Here is a 20,052-nt window from a genome sequence, read left to right as displayed (position 1 = left end):
TGTGTTAAAGCGATGATACTGCGCCGACTACAAGGCGATAGCACCTGAACACGAAAACCTCCTTCATTGTCTTAATCTCTATCGCCCTTATTTAAAACTTCTCTTACTTTATTCAAAAATGCCAGAGAATTAAAAATAGCACTACTCCCCGCATGACTGAATTCAGATAAAGCACCAACTGAGTCATTACCAATAATGCGATCGAACGGATCTAACTTGAGACTGATTTTTTGACGAGCTTCGTACCGAGAAAAGTGAAATATTGTCAAATAGTGCAGCAAAGTATCTTTCATTGTACCATTATAAATCAAACCTTGGCGAATATCTTCATCGTCAAGAATACCTTCATAAATATTCAACAGCGTCGAATAGGAAATCACTCCATTATAAAAGTTCTTATCTCCTTGCTCCACTTTAATCCCGTTAAACAAATTGAAAAATACCGCAGCTTGTTTCCTCCTATCCGTAAACAACTCTGCAAGTTCGGCTATATCTTGAATATAAAAAGATTCTCCCCGATGCTGTTTGGGACTATGTACATAGTATTTATCAAAAAAAACCGGATAAATTCTAACATCTTCCCGCTCTCCTTTCAAAACTCGGATGATATCTTTCGACATAAAAAACAATTTATCATCTTCATCATTTTGAGTAATATGCAGCGTACTCATATAAGGTGCTTGAGACATATATAAAAAATTTCGATAGCCTCGATTATATAACTGACTGACAATATCTCCCAGAATTAAAGGCTGAGTATAAAGATGCTGAAGGCTATAGTTTTCTGAAAAAGTTTTCAGCATTCCCACCTGAATAGTACCATCTTCGTAGCGCCTGATTCCGGTTACTTCGCCAAACAAGCAGGTTTTTCTGCGATCGCGCCTCCCACCATTTTTCGCATCGCTATCCCTAGTGGATACTGCAATAATCGCTAAATTATCCAATTCTGGAGATAACTTTACATTGTTAAATCGAAACTTTTTGGGCAGGATTGAATACAAGGAACTCAAACCATTTTTGGCTGTCAAATGATACTTGTCACCCAGAATGCGAAATCCTTGGGAATTCGATCGGTGTTTTTCGCTCAAAATGTGAGATAATACTTTAGAAAGATATGCCATAAACTTTTCCGAAGGCGAAGGATTTTCATGGTAGCCTTCGTGAAGTCTTACCATCGGCACAAATAAATTATTGGGTAATTTTCGTAACAAGATTCCCAGGGCAATATATGACATCAGCGAGACAGCAAACTTGTAAACAAAAGCTGCTTGTGCTTTCAATCCTCCTTTGCTGTCTAAGCGGCGGTTGTTGTAGGGAAAAACGACGGATTTATTCTGAAAGTTTTTATAAAAAACATCTCTAGAGCGATCGGTTTTAGGAATCCAAAATACTGGTAATGTCTGGATACCTTGGATATTGTATTCCATGCTAAAAGTTTGGGATTCATCAGTTGGAAAATAACGAATATCTTCAATATTAATATTGACAGGTAATTGACAAATTGCTCTTTGATTAACATTCGGTTTTGCCACCGAAATATATTGAAGTGTTTGCTTCGGATTGTGCCCCACCACCTCCTTGAAAAATTTTCCGGTTGTCAAAGTACGATCTATATTTTCAAGCAGACCTCTTTTGAGCAGAATCTTCCGCGATTCTGTTCGAGGTGATAAAATAGTTTTATCTAAGATTAATTTTTGCAGCAATTGCTTGAGACAGTTGATTTTGCAGTTGACATTAATTTCTTGAAAACGCTTGAGAAAATTTCGGAAAAGCTGTTTTTTATTGGCTTCGTTAGAACTTTGTAATATCGGCAAAACTACTCGCTCAAATCCTGCGATAGGATCGTATTCTAGTTCGACTTCTGGGTTGTAATTGGCTGCTAGCGGGTTTTGAGATGAGGCAAAGACAAAGTGATATAAAAATGCTGTTTTTAATACCTTGCGGAAGAAAGTTTCATGATTAGCTGGTTCCTCCAAGGCGGCGATATGTTCCTCGCTGTCGGGATTTAACAAATTAAGATAGTAATCGAATACCCGATCGCCTCCCCGCGATTGAACAGGATTGCCAAACTTGAGTTTAAAGCCAAAAATAAATTGGCGATCGCCCCCAGCATCATCCGTAGTTTCTCCTAGACTACCTGCTATAATCGGAACGATAGGCAAATAATCGAAAGCTTCCGATCGCGAAAACATATCTCTATAATTAACCTGAGTTCCTTGATAGCTAACCAAGTAATCACCATCAGGCTTATTGGTATCGCTGATATATCCTTCTATTAACCTCAGACGGCGGATTAAATCTTGGAGATAAATCAAACCGCGCCTATTTTCCGTAGTTGAATCAATATTTTCTAAAAGATATTCCAAGTAAGTAATTTTCGCTTCTTTTTTCAGTTGTCCCAGAGTTTCCCGATCCACAACTCGTAACAGTCGGTTAAAATCAGAAGTTTCATTTTTAACCATTTCATCAAGCAGGAAATTAAGTTCTTGCTTCTCCTCTTGATTCCCAGTATTTTCAGAAATATAACTCTTTAAGCCAGCTTTCAACTCTTCTTGAAAAATATCTACATTGCGGACATAGAGAGTTACTTTATGAAACTTCAGCAGCGAATCACAATCAGAATCCAAGTATTCCAGACTCAGCTTCTGTTTTTGCAAATCCTCATAGCAATTATCAAAATCATACTTTAAACCTAACTGAGTTCCCTTACCTTTAAAAGACTCTAGCGGACTGATTAAATTAACTACAAACTTGTCAACTGTAACATTATCTCCCAAAGCAGATTGTAATTGTTGGCGCAAACAAGCCTCTATTTCCCTAACTTGACTCCGAAAGCGCACCTCAACTTCTGGCAAAAAATTCACAGTCGCAGAATCTGCTTGATTTTCACAATTACCCAAAGAATTTTGTACTTCTTTACAAGTAGCGACTTGATTAGCAACTGTATCAATATCTATTAGCAAGCGTTTGCGATCGCCCGAAATGCTAAACGGGTTATTTTCCTGCACAACTTCTAAAATCTTGTCCAGCAAATCGCCATAATCTACCGTGACTAAATTGCTATCATCTAATCTTAAAACGTTCACTCTGTCAACCCCCGATTTCATATTTACTTAGACAAAACCAAATTGAGTACATTCAACTCATTGGAACTCAAAATATACTTATCGGTAAATATCTTTGCCCTAATCTGTTCTAAGCTGTAGCTTCTAAACACAACAAACGGGAAATCTTGATATTTATCTCCTATAGGCAAAACATTACCAACAGGATACAGCGCTTGAATGTATTGAGTCAAGATATTTCTAAAATCTTGATATTTCTGTTCTTCCGGGTTACTAGCAAAATATTCCCTGAATACTTCCCCAGCAATAAACGCAAACAATGGCAAGGCATAATACCGATCCTTTCGCTGGCTGCTTTGCTCAAATCTTTGTGTTTTGTCAACAGAGTTTGTCAGTTCTTTTACTAACTCCATGGCATCTTTAATCGCAAATTGTAAAGTCTCTGAATAAGCACTACCATAACTAATTATCTGCATATTATGCCAAAGTTCACTATTAGCATTTTTGGCTATTTTCACCAGAGGCATAATGTAGGTTTCCTCCAAAGTTTGCAATGCAATCGGTACAACTAACAAACCGCCACTCATATATCCCAATTCCAAGTTATTAAGGTTCAATAACTTATCGAAACCTTCACTTACTAACTTAGAAAATTCATTGTTAAAGAAATCGCGCTGCGAAAGATACGAAGTCTGGAATTTACTATTAGACTCAACATTCTCTCTCAGTGTAAAATCAGCTTGACCGAGCAAATCTTCTAGACTATTATAGACTTGTGGTAAACGCCGATCGCTCCTATTCTTCCTGTGCTCGCTCTTTAACTTGTCTATTAAGTTTTTCATTTGGGATGAGAATGTTTCACCAGCAGCAAACACAGACTTACCGCCGATGGGTATGATGATAAACTTATCTGAACCAATTTGCCCGCAACCATAAATTCGCGTCATTATAGATGCTTTCAAAATCAACAAAATATTTAAAAGACTCAATTTACTTTCCTGTATCGATATCTCTTTATTATCTTCAAAATACACTACCCTATCGCCCAAATAGAAAATCAATTCTTTATCTTGATTATCAATCTCATCCTTTCCCCGTCCCCGATAAATTACTTGAATCAATTCCATCAGGTTTTTCTCTATTTCAAACCTCGGAATCTCAACCAAAATGTGTTTAGCCTTGGGAAAAGATAGCCCGCGACTACCTGAAGCAGTCATAAATACTACTTTCGCATCTTTTTTCCATTTTTGAACTAACTCTTTTTCCTCCTCACCAATATTAGCGTGTATTTCTATATAATCTGTTCCCTTTTCAAACTCACCTCGATGTTCTCTAATCTTGTCTATCAAATTACCCAGCTTTTGTTTATCTTGAATATAAACTATCACTTGTTCTACATCAGAGCGTTGTAACAGATTTTCTATATCCTGTAAAATTTCGCCTTGTATTGTCTTGTTTAAATCAGTCTCTCGCCCTAGGAAATCATCTTCATTGAATTTACAAGATTCAATGAAAACTTTGTATGTCATGCTTAAACTTTTAGCAGGATATGAGTTAGTGTTGATAACAGTCGCGTCAGTTTCCTTAAACTTAAAATGCTCGACTGACAGAGGTAAACCTGGATTTTTGGCTTTCCGAAAATAGATTTTATCCGGTTCAGCAGAGGTATCGCTTAAGTGTTGGCTAATTACAGCCTTGTCCACGATAGAAGCATCTGCAACAATCACCTTGGTATTAAACCCGTGAGCATTATTTTTCAATTCATACCTGCCTAGGATCTCGTTGATGCCGTTTAAGAATTCGACACCTCCTTCGTCTCCCGTAATCTCATCGATCATGATAAATAAATGCTTGATCCGACTGGAGATGTCTTTCATGCGATCGGGAATAACCCTATTTTCTCTGGCGATGTAAGCATTCCTAAAAATTTTCTCAAAATGTTTTAACGTGTCGCCCGCATCGTTTTTTTTTAAAGATTGGATAGAAACAGTAGCGACAATATTGTTAGAATGATGAGTATCGATTAGGGTAGAAATGGCTTCACAAATGCTGTTAAGTACGCCCTTAGCATTTCGTCCACTATCTTCAATTACATTTTCTGTTTGTCTCTTGAGTCGGTCCGATCGCCTATTTTGACGCTTAGTTTCTCTGCTATCTTGAAACTTAACAGTCTGCAATCGAAACTCTCCATGACGCTGATTCGAGAGATACTGGACAGTACATTTATGACCGCTATCTTTAATTAAATCGCTATAGGTATTAATTGCTAATATTTTATCGTTCCATAAATCGTCAGTACCAGGTTTTTTGAACTTGTCGATAATATCTAGATTCACCTGTTTCCTCGGACTGACATAAAAGAACAGAAATCCATCGTTTACATGATCTGTGAGAAAATTGGCGATCGCAGTTGTCTTCCCAATACCCGGATTTCCAGTCAAAAATATATAAGTAGCAGCAGATTCGAGGGCTTTTTCAATCAGTTGAGCATGAGCATCGCGGAGTTTCACGGTTCCCCTCAATCCCAACTGCTGCATCAATTCATCCGGCACAATTCCCACCGAGTTGACAAAACCCTCAAGCCGCTCTGTGTGACGTACAACATTGATTTTATCTGGCGACATTGCTAACAAAGAATCAACAAACACTTTGCCACGATCGAAACTGCGACAAGCACTCCGCTTGATTTTATTTAAAACTAGCTCGCGAGCATGGACGATTTCTTGAGGACTTGAATCATGCTTGTAAATCAGGTGACAAGCTTTCAAAACATCTAAATTTTCGGGACGGACAGACATAGCGCTAATTCCGCGATCGCTATATCCCACCGCATTAAATATCACCCGCGAATCATCGGCAAGTATCCCCGTCTCTCGGAGGAATTCATAAAAACTATGAGCATATCCGCCAGCTTGAATTAACTTAGCACTCTCCTTGTCATCATACTTAAAAGCAGTAAAGTAACCCTTCAAACCTTCCGAAAACTCAACATCACAACTTTCAGTATCAATACGGAGTTGAGAAAACACACTTTTCGATCGCAAATAGTTCATATCTCGTCTCAACGAACGCCTGATAATCTCTAAATAGTTTAGATCCGTAACATCCTCAGATGTCCTCATCGAAAACACCGACAAATCTACACACAGAATCCTAAATTGCCTACCATATCGCAGTAATATTAGAGTGTCAGCTCTCAGAAACTCGCCTTTCTCTTTGTAACGTCCAATATATTGAGCAATATTTTCAATCTGGTCAAATTGAGATAAAACTTCTCCACACCACTGTTCATAACCTTTAGCGTAAGTGCCAATACTGCTCTCATCACAAAAACTGGATTGGTAATATAAAATTTCCAAACATCGTAGTTTATTTGGCTCATTCCAACCTGTAGATTCCAGGTATTCTCGAAAAAAGTTTAAACCTGATAGAAAGCCTTTTTGTAGGAAAAATACGCTCCATTTTTCAGCCATCTTTCTTTCCAGAGGACTGGTTATTTTATCAGTAATTTTCCTCAGCATCTTCGGAAACTCTAGCTGCTGCAATTCCTGGAGGTACAAGTTTCCAAACTTATGCTTAATTTGCTTCTCTTTGATACAAGCAAGAATGCCAATATTAAACCCAACTTCAAACAAACGCCCCAAATCTTCTGCTATTTTAGATTTCATGACTGCGCGCCTCCTGTTGGTGCATTTAAAACTTCTTTAACTTTAGTCAAAAATGCTAAAGCATTAAACTCTGCGACTCCTCCCATATGCTTGTAGAGAGATAGTTTACCTACAGATTGATCTCCTATCAGGTTTTCGTAGGGGTCTAATTTAAAACTAATTTGAGCGTTTTTACCAGTTGCTTTTTCGTAGCGAGAAAAGTGGAACAAGGTCAAATACTGCAAAATGTCATTTTTTAATTGAGTATTAGAAATCAATCCTTGATGGATATGTTCATCATCCAGTATATCTTGATAAATATTTAACAAGGTGGCATAGGAAATTACACCCCTATAATTACGTTCTGCTTCTGATCCGACTACTAATCCATTAAACAAATTAAAAAATACCACAGAGCGTTTGCTGGGGTCTTTGACTAAAGCGGTTAACTCCAGTGTATCCTGAATGTATAAAGAATTTACTCCCAATCTTTCTGACAGTTTAACTGCATAGTATTTGTCAAAAAACATCGGGTAAATTTTGATGTCATCATAGTTTTCTTTAAAATATTTAATCACATCTTTCGACATGAAAAATAAAGCATCTTCTTTTTGTGTCATGTGCAAGGTACTAGAATAGGGAGCCTTGGCTATGTAGAGAAAATGCCTGAATCCCAATTTGTAAACTTTCCCTATTTCATCCCGCACTACTGTAGGTTCTTTAAACATCTGTTCGTGTTCGTAGGTTTCAGAGAATGTTTTGAGCAATTGTAGCCTGACAGAGCCATCTTTTTGACGAATTGCACCGACAATTTCTCCTTGCAAATTCGATAGCTTTTGGTTGCTATTCCACCTAGCATCACTCTCGCGACTGGAAACTATAACTATAGCGAGTTTGTCCAATTCTTTTGGAGCATCTGACTCGTTGGCAAAGGTAAACTTTTTAGGCAACACAGAATACAGAGAACTCATTACATTGGGAGCTTTGTATTCTGTGTTTCTGATATCTATACCCTGAGAATTAGACCGATGTTCTTCATTTAGTAAATGCGATAACCTTTTAGATAAAGAACGCATGAACTCTTCTACGGGTGAATCTGACTGTTGATTGCTCAGTTGCAGCCGCAGGATGGGAATGAATAATCTACTCTGTTTTTCCAACAACAGTTTGAGGCAAGTATAGGCAAGTAAATCGAATGTAAACCGATACAAAAAACTTTTTTTATTATCCCATTTGTTGCTGGCTAGACTGTAGGGAAAAGCAACTATTTTTCGTTTAATAAATAGGCGATCGTAGGTTGTTCTGGATAGTTGCTCTTTTGGCATGAACAACACTGGTAGAGATTTCACGCCTGTGATATCATACTCCATGCTGAAGCTTTGCAGGTCATCAGTGGCAAAATAATGAACATCACTAATTTCAATTTTAGCTGTCAGAGTACATAGGGAATTTTCACTAGCCTTTGCTTGACCAATCGCTATATATTTTAATGCTTTTTTCTCTTTTATTCCGAAAACAGGCTGAAAAAATGTAGAGTTTGTAGAAATTTTGTCAATACTTTGCTCTAAAATGCTTTTTCTGACCGAAATGTGAAGCGGAAATTCTTTCGGTGAATGCTTGTGTTTCAGGATTTTTTGTAGAAGATTCTTGAGACTGTCTATCTTAGAGGAAACATTATATTGTTCAAAATCTTTTTTGATGTCTTGTAAAACTCTTTTTTTCGCTGCTGCATCAGAACCTTTGAATATTTTTAATACTTTTTCCTCAAATCCTGGAATTGGATCGTATTCTAAGTCTGAATTGACTGTATAATCTTTTGCTGACGTGTCTTTTCCAGCAAAAACAAAGTAGTACAACAATACTAATTTCAATAGCTTTCTAGCAAAAATTTCTTTCCTAGCAGGGTTATTAAGTTCGGCTTGATGTTCCTCATTTTCTGGGTCAAGTAGATTGAGATAATACTCAAAGACTGTTTTGCCACCATTGGCTTGCACTGGGTTATTAAACTTAAGCTTGAGTCCAAAAACAAACTGAATATCTCCTTTGTTTTCGTCTTTGGTTTCTCCTAAATATCCTTCTATTTTGGGGATAATTGGCAACATATCAAAAGCTTCAGCACGAGCAAAAGCATCTGCATAGTTTAAGTCTGTTCCCGCATAGTTGACTAAGTAATCGCCATCGGCATTTTTGACTATATATTCATCAATCTGTTTGAGACGCCGGATGAGGACTTTCAAATAAATTAGACCCTCGGCATTTGATGGGTTATTGCTTCCGCTAATGTTCTCTTCCAGAAATTCTAAATAACATATCTGTGCTTGTTTTTTGAGTTTGCCAATAGTTTCGGTATCTACAATTTCTTTGAGCTTGTAAAAGTCTGATTTGGGATCTGCTTCTAAATCTTGAAGAATGAAATCTAAATCTTCGCGATCGTCCTCACTAGCGCTAGCAAACTGAGATTTGATATAATTTTCTAAACCTTGTCTTAGTTCGGTATTAAATGTGCTGGTTTTACCAACGGTGATAGTGAGTTTATGAAATTTTAGGAGTTCTTTGCTGCTAGGATTTTTTGTGATACTCAATCGCTGCTTTTGCAACCCGGAATATTTGCCAAAGGGATAGCTAAAGTCTAACTTGGCGTAGGTATTTTTAAAATCTTCCAAATCTGTAATTAAGCTAGCGACAAACTGTTCGATCGCAAGCTGTGGATTTTGTTGCTTAATTGCGGATTCCAGTCGAGTTTTTAAACTATTTTTGATTTGGGTGATTTGACTAGGAAAACGTTCTTTGAAGCCGGGAGTAAAGTTGACTGTGGCGGTACGAGCACCGCGTTCGGAAGCACCTAAGGGATTTTCTACTCCCAAACCTGCGACTGCTTCGGCGATGCTGTCTATGTCGATGAGTAAGCGATCGCCATTACCATGTATTCTAAAAGGATTCTGAGTCTGCGGATTTCCTAAAACTTCGAGAATCTTTGCCAGTAAGTCGCCACAGTCAACCGCAACTAAATCCCCGTCTGCCGTTCTTAGGGTATTCACTCTGCAACCTCCTCGCACCGCTTGACAACTTATGCAATTCGGCTATCATAGCCCACATTGATTTATTAGTCAAGTCAATTTATTTTTGTACCGACTTGCGAAATCATTCCTAAATTCCATAGAGGTTCAAAAAGCTTGAATCCACTCTTTCACGTTGTATTCAGTCCAAATCCCATTTACCCAATAAGGATCGGATTCTACCAATTGTCTCACCTGCGCCTCATCTTCTGCTTCGTAAATTGCAAAAACTTTGGTTAAATCTTTGGTAGGTCCGATCGTACTTAACACACCCGATTCCTTCTGCTTGGCCAATCCGGCTAAATGAGCGTCTCGAAACGGAGCACGTTTTTCTAGGACATCTTCGCAGTAACTTCCCCACATCACATATTTAGTCATATCTGTCAATCTCTCAAAAAATCTAAATTTCAGGCTGTTTATCCACAATCAATGCGATCGCCATTTTCATAATATCATCTCGGTTCACCATCTTGGCAATTTCTTCGACATCATAGATTCCTTCAAAAGCTTCTAAAGCCGCCGACTTCAACGCAGATTCATAGGCATCCTCCAAAGTCTCGACTAATTCCTCTTCCGTGAGATAAGTGCCTTTCGCTTTATGTCGCTTGTTGGTGCGTTGAATTTGCTTAATTGAATTAAAAATCGAAGTTTCCCAAGACTTAGTAGTACGGTTTTCAGCAACTTTTTTAATCAGATGCAGTAGCACAATAATGCCATAACTGAAAATTTTGTTAAGCTTGTCGGACTTACTCATTTCTTCTAATTCTTCCACCAACACTAGAGCCTCCGCAACCTTACCTCGATGTAGCAACTCCTTCAACTCCATTAATTCTTCCATAAGTTTGATACGATCGCTATTTAATATATTATACTAGGAGCGATGGGTCGCAAACCACGCCTACAGAAACACAATTCACCTGCGTGGGTTCAAGAAGTTTTGCAGGCTAAGGAAAAAAACATATTATAATATTACTAAATTCATAGAGGAGCAAGCTATGACTTTATTAGACATTCGGCTGTTGACGGTTCAAGAATATCAATTAATGGCGGAAATTGGGATTCTTGAGGAAGATGAACGAGTTGAATTATTGGCTGGACAGATAGTTAAGATGGCAGCAAAAGGAACAGCACACGGTGCAGGGGTAAAACGGACTGTAGATTTATTGCAGAACCGTTTAGGAAGGTTGGTATTGGTAAGTGTACAAGATCCTGTGCGGTTAAATAATTACTCGGAACCTGAACCAGATATTGCTTTGCTGGTGCGAGATCCACTTTACTATGAAGACCGTCATCCAACTCCTTCTGAAGTTTATCTGATTATTGAGGTTGCTGATACTACGCTGAGGACAGATTTGGGGATTAAAGCGACAATTTATGCTCAGTCAGGGATTACAGATTATTGGGTTTTGGATGTTAATAATCGGCAACTTCATGTATTCCGAGAACCTAGTCAGGATGGTTATCAAAGTATAGTAGTTCTTGGGGACGATGCTAGTATTTCTAGTTTGCAATTTCCTGATATTTCGTTTATGGTTCGGGATATGTTGCGGCCATTGGTGTCAATTTAACGCTTTTTCCCTGAGTCCGGTAATCCGACAGTCCGACAGTCCGACAGGGGTTGAAACCCCTGTCTCAAAGCTGAATTCCTCTCAAGAGGACTGAATAGTTTATTAGTTAGGGCTTATGCAATTTCGACGATTTTGTTGCAAGGATTTGAGATTCTTCACTTCGCTGAGAATGACAAATTTACCTTGTAATGTGTAAGTTCTGTTAGTCCTCTTTAGAGGACTTTAGCTATCAGCCAGGGAATTCATTCCCTGGCGGCTGACAGTGCCGACTGATGGCCTATTTTAGCTTCTTAAACTAACGCCGAATTTCTCGACTAAAACCTCGCGCACTTTTTGTTGGGCTGGTTCGACATCGGTGTCGCTTAAGGTTCGATCGCCTGCGCGATATACTAACCGAAAAGCTAAACTTCGTTGGCCCGCCGGCACGTTGTCGCCACGATATTCGTCGAACAATTCTACCGAATCCAGTAAGTTGCCGGCGGCTTTTTTCATGGCACTTTGCATATCGACAACGGGAATTTCAATGGGTGCGAAAAATGCAATGTCTCTGTCAGAAGCGGGGAAACTGGAATAACTGGTGAATTTGCTAGGGGCCTTGTGCGATCGCTCCAAATTAGCTACCAGCACTGCCAAATCTAATTGAAACACATAAACCTGCTCTGGCAAATCTTTTTCTTGCTGCAATTGCGGGTGTAACTGTCCAAAAATCCCCAAAGGTTTCCCGTTTAAGGATAATGCAGCCGTGCGCCCTGGATGCAAGCGAGAATTAGAGGAATCACTAGCATATTCGACTACCAAACCCAACTGTTGAAATGTACTTTCTAGAATACCTTTGGCCTCAAACCAAGTCAAAGGGCGATCGCGCCCAGATTGTTGCCATTTCCACACAATTGGATCGCCTCCAATAATCCCCGCAACTGTGTCTGCTTCTTTCATGGCATCCCCTTCTTTCCAGAAAATGCGACCGATTTCAAAACCGTTGAGTGCGCCGTTTCCTTGCTCTAAATTGTAGGCGAAAGCATCTATCAAACCAGACAGCATTTCCGTCCGTAAAGCTGAATACTCGACAAACAGGGGATTTGCTAAAACCACCTGATCTTCTCCCTCAGTTTTCACTAAAGAATAGTGCATCAATTCTGTCAAACCGGCTGCCCGAAAAGCCGATCGCACATTCCGCATCGCCGCGTATTCTGGTGACAGATAACCTGGTTCCGTTTTGCTGGGTAAAGTCTCGCAGAAATTGTCGTAGCCGTGCAGTCTGGCAACTTCTTCAATTAAATCAATTTCTCTTTCTAAATCCCGGTAGCGGTAAGGTGGAACTGCCACTGTCAATACCCGTTCTTTCTGGGCCGGAACTACTTCACAGCCCAAAGCTGTGAGAATGTTTTTTACTTCTTCTGGTTCCAAATATTCAGAACCATCTGTTTGGCCTCTTTTCAATTTGCCTAAAACTAGATTTACGCGGTCTAAACGTAATTCTAGAGTCCGCGAAAAACTCACATCATCCCCACCAGAAGTGGCCGTTTTCTGGGCTGTAGCAACGCCTCCGGCCAACTCCAAAATTAGGGATAGGGCGCGGTTGCAAGCTGTCGCCAAGGCTGCTTGATTCACTCCCCGTTCGTAGCGGATCGAAGACTCGCTGCGCAGGCCTTGAGCGCGCGCTGAACGGCGAATTGTGGCTTGGTCAAAAATTGCTGCTTCTAAGATTAAGTTTTGGGTGCCGTCGTGCACTTCGGTGTCTTCGCCGCCCATGACACCAGCTAAAGCTACGGGTTTGTCGCTAGCAGTAATTAGCAAATTTTGCGATCGCAAATTGCGGTTTTGTCCGTCCAAGGTTTTGAAGGATTCGCCTGTTTTGGCAAACCGGACACCGATGTTGATATCAGCATTGCCGGTGAAGGATTGCAGGCGATCGCGATCGAAGGCGTGCAAGGGCTGACCCCATTCCAGTAAAATGTAATTAGTGACGTCAACTACATTATTAATCGGCCGCACTCCCGCCGCCTGCAACCGCTGCTGCAACCAAGCTGGAGACGGTGCAATTTTAACTCCTGTAATTGCCGTCCCGGTGTAAATCGGGCAGCCTTCTGACTCCGATATTTCTACTGTTAAATTAGGGCTGTCTGTTGCCTGAATTGCCACATCTGCTGCTGCGGGAATTCTCAACTTTGCCCCTGTCAGCGCCGCCACTTCCCGCGCCACACCCACCATACTCAAAGCATCAGCACGATTCGCCGTTGCTGTCAAGTCTAAAATGACATCATCTAAACCTAAAAGCGGGCGAATATCACTGCCCAATTCCGGGTTTTCTAAGTCAAAGATATGAATTCCTGCCGATTCTTTGGATAGTCCCAATTCTGCTAAGGAACAAATCATGCCTGCGGAGGGAACGCCCCGCAATTTCGCGGGTTTAATTTTTAAATCTATCTGAGATAAAAAAGTCCCTACTACAGCGACGGGCACGTAAATGTCTGCCCTAGCGTTGGGGGCGCCGCAAACAATATTTAAAGCTTCTGGTTGGCCGACATCTACTTGACAAACTCTCAACTTGTCTGCATTGGGATGTTGTTCGATCGCCACTATTTTGCCCAAAACCACGCCCTCTGCCCAAGTACGTCGGTCTTCGATCTCTTCTACTTCAAATCCGGCCATGGTCAGAGTTTCGGCTAGTTCTTCCGGGGCGATCGCCACATCCACCAATTCCCGCAGCCAATTTAGAGAAATACGCATAGTTTAGTTAGTAGTCATTAGTTCTTAGTCATTAGTCCCTAGGAATTATCAAAATTTCTGACGCATACCTAATAGACATCTGGCAACAAGCCAGTTTTGAACAGACAGGATGCCTGTTCCACAATAATTATAGGAGATGTCTCATGACTAATGCCTTCTGCATTCTACCTTCTGGCGAATACCGTTGGATAACTGTGTAGCCCCTGAATCAATCCTCGGCTCTCATTACCATAATTATTGAATATTGTCAATGTTTTTGAGCGACATATCATAAAAAATGATAAATTTCCCCAAAGTGAGATAGATATTGGCGGATGAGTAACATTCTCATGCCAGAGAATGAGGTATGCTAGAGATATCGAAAAGTGCAAACACTACCTAAGTTTAGAAAGACTTTACACAAAAAAGGATAGCTTTAGCAAGCCTTTAAACTATCTTCCAGGATAATCAACTCAAAAAACTCACAGCAGCGAGATGGTAAAAAAACGGTGATTTGTACAGTCGATCGACGCTGAACTAGATGAGAAAAATATAGGCACTGTCAATCAAAATGAGCTACTGCGTAAATCCCGGCTGTCCACATCCTCAAAATCCACCTGACTCGATCGTTCAGTGTCAGGCCTGCGGTGCGCGATTGCTGCTGCGTGCTCGGTATCAAGTAATTCAACCGTTAGGACAAGGAGGATTTGGGGCAACATTTCTGGCAAAAGATATATCTTTGCCCGGTCAGCCGAGTTGCGTAGTCAAGCAACTGCGACCAAGCAGTACGTCGCCACGAGTTCTAGAAATGGCGCGGGAATTATTTAAGCGAGAGGCAAAAACCCTAGGCAAACTGGGCGATCACCCCCAGGTACCCAGGTTGCTAGATTACTTTGAGGCAGAACAACAATTTTTTTTGGTTCAAGAGTATGTTAAAGGCTCGACTTTAAAACAAGAAGTCAAACAATCGGGTCGTTTAAATGAATCAGATGTGAAAAATTTTCTGTTGGAAATTCTGCCGGTAGTGCAATATATCCACAGCCAAGGAGTAATTCACCGGGACATAAAACCCGCGAATATTATTCGCCGAGTTCAAGACAACCACTTGGTGTTAATTGATTTCGGGGCAGTCAAAGATCAAGTCAGCCAAACAATATTATTAGACCCCACCGACCAAAGCGCCAACACCAAATTTTCCGTGGGGACCTTTAGTTTTGCCCCGCCGGAACAAATGGCAATGCGACCAGTATTTGCCAGCGATATCTACGCCTTGGGCATGACTTGTCTGTACTTGCTGACAGCAAAATCGCCCAAAGATTTAGATTTCGATGGAGTCACGGGCGAAATTGTGTGGCAGCATCACGTTCACCTCAGTGCCAGTTTCGCGCGGATTCTGGAAAAAATGCTGAAACCGATGGTTGGACACCGCTTCCAATCAGCAGCAGATGTCCTCCGAGCTCTGAATGGCCAATTTGAAGACCCAACTCTTCTCGATGGCTTGGCGACTCAATTCAACGGCAATAATGGCACTGTTGAAGAACCGACCATATTTAATGATGAGGGTTCTTCCTGGCCTTCCTCCAAGAGTAAAATGAATCGGGGCTCGAAGCCGGGGCCCGCCGGGAGAAGTTCCCTAAATCCATCCGGGAACACGGGGATGCAGCCGAGAGTTTCGCGCACTCTGGCTGAGTCCGGCAGAACCTTCGGCACAGTGGGACATTCTAGTGGCAATTTAGCAGCGCCAAAGTTACCGAAAGTCACTCCCAAGTGGGATAGTAACAGCGTGCGATCGGCATATTTTAAAGGCAAGCGCGATTTTTCCGACAGCGAACTGTCTGGTCTGCAACTACAAAAAGCGCAGTTGGCGGGGGGAAATTTTTATCAGGCAAAACTGGTGAAAACCAATTTGCAAGCAGCAGATTTGTCGGGGGCAAATTTGGGTCACGCGAGATTGATCGGGGCGAATTTGCGAGATGCTAATTTGACTGAAGCTTATTGCAGTACGGCTAATTTTGAAGGGGCTGATTTCCGAGGTGCGGACTTGACGGGGGCTTATTTGAGCAAGGCGAATTTGCGGGGGGCAAATTTGTCGGGGGCGAATCTGACTAACGCTACAGTTAGTGAAGAACAACTGGCAATGGCAAAGACGAATTGGATGACTATTAAACCCGATGGTAAGCGAGGTTTTGGATTTTAAGAAGTTATTGGTTATTGGGAATTGGGAATTGGGAATTGGGAATTGGGAATTGGGAATTGAAACTGACAACTAAAGACTAAAAAAAAATAACCAATAACCAATAACGAATAACCAATAACCAATAACCAATAACCAATAACCAATTCCCCTTATCAGGTAATTCTCTTGGAGGAAGCCCGATCGCCCGTTGGCCACCTAAATTGAACATTCAACCAGGTCGGACTCGATCGCACTTAACCCCATGAAAATGCTCAACCGTCGCACTCAACCCCTATTATTCTTGACACTTAGTGGCATCCTCGCCCTCGCCTACTATGTGACTGGAAAACTCGCAGCGTCCATGCTGGGATTCGTGAAAGCCGATGCTTCCCCGGTGTGGCCACCCGCCGGCATCGCCCTCGCCGCACTCCTACTCCAAGGACGGCGGATGTGGCCCGGAATTACCGTCGGTTCCCTGCTGTTGAGTTCTACCTTCGCCGTCGGTATACCCTCAATCGTCATGCTCTCTTCAGCCTTTAGCGTCACCCTGCAAGCTCTCCTTGGTGAGGCTTTGCTCAGGCGCTGGGGTTTTTCGACCAAACTCGATCGCCTGGGAGATGTTCTGGGGTTAGTAGCCTGCGCTGTCATTGGGTCTACTTTGATTGGTTCTACCATCAGCAATCTGAGCGGCTGCATTTTTGGTTGGATTCCGTGGAGCAATTTTGGGAGAAATTGGTGGACAATGTGGCTGGGTGATGGTATCGGGATTTTGCTATTTACCCCATTCTTGCTAACTTTGAGCCACTTATTACCGCATAGATTCGGCAACAAACTAATTACCAATTATCGATTACCAAATTTAATTGTTAATTATTCAGAACCGTTGATTTTGCTAACTCTGCTAGTTAGCGTTAGCTGGCTGGTGTTTGGTTCAAAAACAGATGCTGCGAGCTTTATCTATCCCCTGGAATATTTGCCTTTTCCTCTGGTAGTCTGGGCGGCCTTGCGATGGAGTCCTGGAGGAGCGATTTTTGCTTATTCGATCGTTTCTTACATTGCGATTTTGGGAACTGTCCAGGGTGGTGGCCCGTTTTTAGTCAACTCTTCGGCTACCCTCAGTGACCGACTTACGTGGATGCCGGTGTTATTTTTACAGGCTTTTATGGCGACGATGGCGATTGTGGCTTTGATGTTAGCCGCCGCCGTCGCCGAACGCGAGCAAGCTCTGGTGGAGGTGCGCCGCACAGCAGCCATGTTGCGCGATCGTGAAGCTAGTTTGGCCAACGCTCAACGTATTGCTCAGTTAGGCCATTGGGATTTAGATTGCGCCACCCTAGAACCACCTGACGACTGGGAGGAATCGCCAGAAAATCATACATCCAACCTCGAATTGCGGTGGTCTGACCAACTTTATCGGCTCTTGGGTTTAACTCCCGGAACAATCAAGCCGGCGCCCTGGTTGTTTCTGCAAGCGGTACACCCAGAAGACCGAGAATTGGTGGCGCGATCGCAGCGCCAAGCCATATTAGAGCGAAAATCCTATTGCATTAATTACCGGATTGTGCTAGACAATGGCTCAGAACGAACTGTGTGCGAACAGTCGGAAATTCACTCAAACGTAATTTCTGCAACAGTTCAGGACGTTACCGATCGCTACATTGCTACCTTAGCCTTGCGAGCATCAGTCGATCGCGATCGCCTCCTCTCAGAAATGGCACTGCGGATTCGCCATTCCCTAGACCTCCAAGAAATTCTCAATACTACTGTCGCCGAAGTACGGCAATTTTTCAAAGTAGACCGCGCTTTCATCGGTATAAAATCGGCGCAGGAGCCAATTCCCGACTCGCCAGTCTACGGTCAGATTGTCGCTGAGTCTGTGGGTACCGAATACCGTTCTATTTTGGGCTGTGTGCTGGCTGACGAGAGCCATTTTGAATACTTGAAAACCTTTTATGCCACCAACCGCGCCAGAGCACTCTCCGATACTGCTAGCGTGGAAGTCATGGATGGATTTACCAAATACTACAATGAGTATCAAATTCGGGCAACGTTAAATGTGCCGATCGTCTTGGGCGGTGAGTTGTTCGGAGCCCTGGAAGTCAATCAGTGTTCTGGGCCGCGCCAGTGGCAGGAATTTGAGATTGATTTATTAGAAAAACTTGCTACCCAAGTGGCGATCGCCCTTCAGCAAGCCCAACTTTTGCAGCAGGTAAAAGACCTCAATACCAACCTAGAATTTCAAGTGGAGGAACGCACCACACAACTACAACAAAAAATGCAAGAATTGCAAGAAAGCAATCGACTCAAAGACTTATTTTTACACGCAGTTTCCCACCATCTCCGCACCCCGGTTATGGGAATGTTAATCCTGATGAAAAATTTACTAAATAAAGCATCTGTTGACTCTCAACAAACTGTTCCGATTTCTCGCTCGATTTTGGAACGGATAGTGGAGGGTAGCGAACACCAGTTGGGTATGGTTAATGCCCTACTAGATGCTCACGCCACCGGGGTCAAAGGTGTTTCCCTTAACACAGTACCACTGCAATTACCATCTTTAACTTCCGCAGTAATTGCCAAATTAGAACCGCTGCTGGCTAAAAATCAAGCAACTTTAATTCAGGAAATACCTGGGAATTTGCCTCTTGTATTTGCCGATGGCCAACAGTTACAGCGGGTATTGGAACATCTACTGATTAATGCTATCAAACACAATCATCCCGGAGTAAAAATAAAGTGTAAACTAGAGGTTGTAGAAGTAGAAATAAATACAAATTATCTTAAATATAAAAATAAATTAATGACTCAAAATGGTAGATACTATCACTGTATAAATCAGGTGAGATATTCCTCGGATGCTCAAAATCAACTCTTTAAAATCGGTTGGGAATCTGCGACACAACCCCTAGAAATCAGCATTAAAGATCGCAATCCACATAGTAAAAGTTACTGGGATGGCAGTTATCAATTGCCCCACTATCAAGGTGAAATTGGGAATCTGAGCTACCAATTACCGCGATCGACCGTAAAAATGGTTCGTACTGTTGTAGTGGATGATGGAGTAGGAATCAGCCCACAACAGCGTGATTCTCTGTTTGAACTCTGCGTTCAAGACCCCAATAACCGACAACTAACGGGACTCGGTTTGGGACTTTACATTTCCCAGCAAATTATCAAAGCTCATGGGGGCGAAATTGGCATGGAAAACACTCCTGGAGGTGGCTCGACTTTCTGGTTTTCTTTACCTGTTATAGAAGTTGTCAGTAGTTAGTAGTGAGTGGTTATTTGTTTTAGGAGATGTTATGCTTGTTGAATCTTGATTTATTTTCACGTATGGTTAAATTTCAAGAGTTACAGGTTTATCAATTAGCCGAGCAAATTTCCAATGAAGTTTGGTTGATAGTTAAATCCTGGGATATGTTTTATAAAGATACAGTTGGAAAACAATTAGTTAGGTCGGTCGATAGTATTGGTGCTAACATTGCCGAGGGGACAGGGCGGTATAGCTACAATGATAATCAACGTTTTATTAAAATAGCCAGGGGGTCCCTCCATGAAACAAGACACTGGTTAAGATTAGCTTGTGCCCGACAATTGTTAACAACAGAGCAAATCGGTCGCCTAAAACCATTGATAGATGAACTATCACCCAAACTTAATGCTTACTTAAACTCTGTTCAGAAGCAAGCAAATAGTCAATCGTTAAAAATCAAAAAACTTCCCAAAAAACCACCAAATACAGAGTATTAGGAAACGAAAAAATAATCAAGCAACCAACAACGAACAACCAACAACCAATAACAAATAACAAATAACAAACAACAAATAACA

At 41.5% G+C, this 20,052-nt stretch carries 10 protein-coding genes; 4 read left to right on the top strand and 6 right to left on the bottom strand.

What is annotated here, in order from left to right; genetic code table 11:
• Positions 1–71: 71 nt before the first annotated feature.
• The 5 genes from AAFP14_RS22800 to AAFP14_RS22780 form a co-directional block, all read right to left on the bottom strand.
• Positions 72–3,086 (bottom strand): hypothetical protein, encoded by a 3,015-nt coding sequence (locus AAFP14_RS22800; protein ID WP_341734476.1) that lies wholly within the window; start codon positions 3,084–3,086, stop codon positions 72–74.
• Between the two features lie 23 nt (positions 3,087–3,109).
• Positions 3,110–6,733, bottom strand: coding sequence for an ATP-binding protein (locus tag AAFP14_RS22795; protein WP_341734475.1), 3,624 nt, complete (start codon positions 6,731–6,733; stop codon positions 3,110–3,112).
• Complete coding sequence (locus tag AAFP14_RS22790) at positions 6,730–9,750, bottom strand: hypothetical protein (protein ID WP_341734474.1); 3,021 nt, start codon at positions 9,748–9,750, stop codon at positions 6,730–6,732. Before AAFP14_RS22790 ends, AAFP14_RS22795 begins: the two co-directional genes overlap by 4 nt.
• Before the next feature lie 126 nt (positions 9,751–9,876).
• The gene (locus AAFP14_RS22785; RefSeq protein WP_341734473.1) at positions 9,877–10,146 is read right to left on the bottom strand and encodes a YciI family protein; all 270 of its coding nucleotides are present in this window, start codon (positions 10,144–10,146) and stop codon (positions 9,877–9,879) included.
• A 22-nt stretch (positions 10,147–10,168) separates the two neighbouring features.
• Positions 10,169–10,606, bottom strand: a complete 438-nt coding sequence (locus tag AAFP14_RS22780) for a DUF29 family protein (RefSeq protein ID WP_341734472.1) — start codon at positions 10,604–10,606, stop codon at positions 10,169–10,171.
• A 157-nt stretch (positions 10,607–10,763) separates the two neighbouring features.
• Between AAFP14_RS22780 and AAFP14_RS22775 the strand changes: the two genes are divergently transcribed.
• Positions 10,764–11,336 carry a Uma2 family endonuclease gene (locus tag AAFP14_RS22775; RefSeq protein ID WP_341734471.1) on the top strand — a complete coding sequence of 191 codons (573 nt, stop codon included), beginning with the start codon at positions 10,764–10,766 and terminating at the stop codon, positions 11,334–11,336.
• A gap of 282 nt (positions 11,337–11,618) precedes the next feature.
• Here the strand turns inward: AAFP14_RS22775 and pheT are convergent, their stop codons facing one another.
• A complete protein-coding gene (pheT, locus tag AAFP14_RS22770) occupies positions 11,619–14,066 on the bottom strand; it encodes a phenylalanine--tRNA ligase subunit beta (RefSeq protein ID WP_341734470.1) in 2,448 nt (815 codons plus the stop codon).
• Between the two features lie 550 nt (positions 14,067–14,616).
• Here pheT and AAFP14_RS22765 point away from each other — a divergent pair.
• The 3 genes from AAFP14_RS22765 to AAFP14_RS22755 all read left to right on the top strand — a co-directional run bounded on the left by AAFP14_RS22765 (position 14,617) and on the right by AAFP14_RS22755 (position 19,971).
• A complete protein-coding gene (locus AAFP14_RS22765) occupies positions 14,617–16,242 on the top strand; it encodes a serine/threonine-protein kinase (protein ID WP_341734469.1) in 1,626 nt (541 codons plus the stop codon).
• Between the two features lie 241 nt (positions 16,243–16,483).
• On the top strand, positions 16,484–19,492 hold the full coding sequence (locus AAFP14_RS22760; RefSeq protein ID WP_341734468.1) for a sensor histidine kinase: 3,009 nt from the start codon (positions 16,484–16,486) through the stop codon (positions 19,490–19,492).
• A gap of 35 nt (positions 19,493–19,527) precedes the next feature.
• Positions 19,528–19,971 carry a four helix bundle protein gene (locus AAFP14_RS22755; protein ID WP_341734467.1) on the top strand — a complete coding sequence of 148 codons (444 nt, stop codon included), beginning with the start codon at positions 19,528–19,530 and terminating at the stop codon, positions 19,969–19,971.
• The last annotated feature ends 81 nt before the right edge of the window (positions 19,972–20,052 follow it).

Origin of the sequence: Microcoleus sp. EPA2 (genome assembly GCA_020882975.1) — a bacterium.
In the GTDB taxonomy this organism is placed as follows: Bacteria; Cyanobacteriota; Cyanobacteriia; order Cyanobacteriales; family Microcoleaceae; genus Microcoleus.
This window is presented reverse-complemented; position numbering and strand designations above follow the sequence as displayed.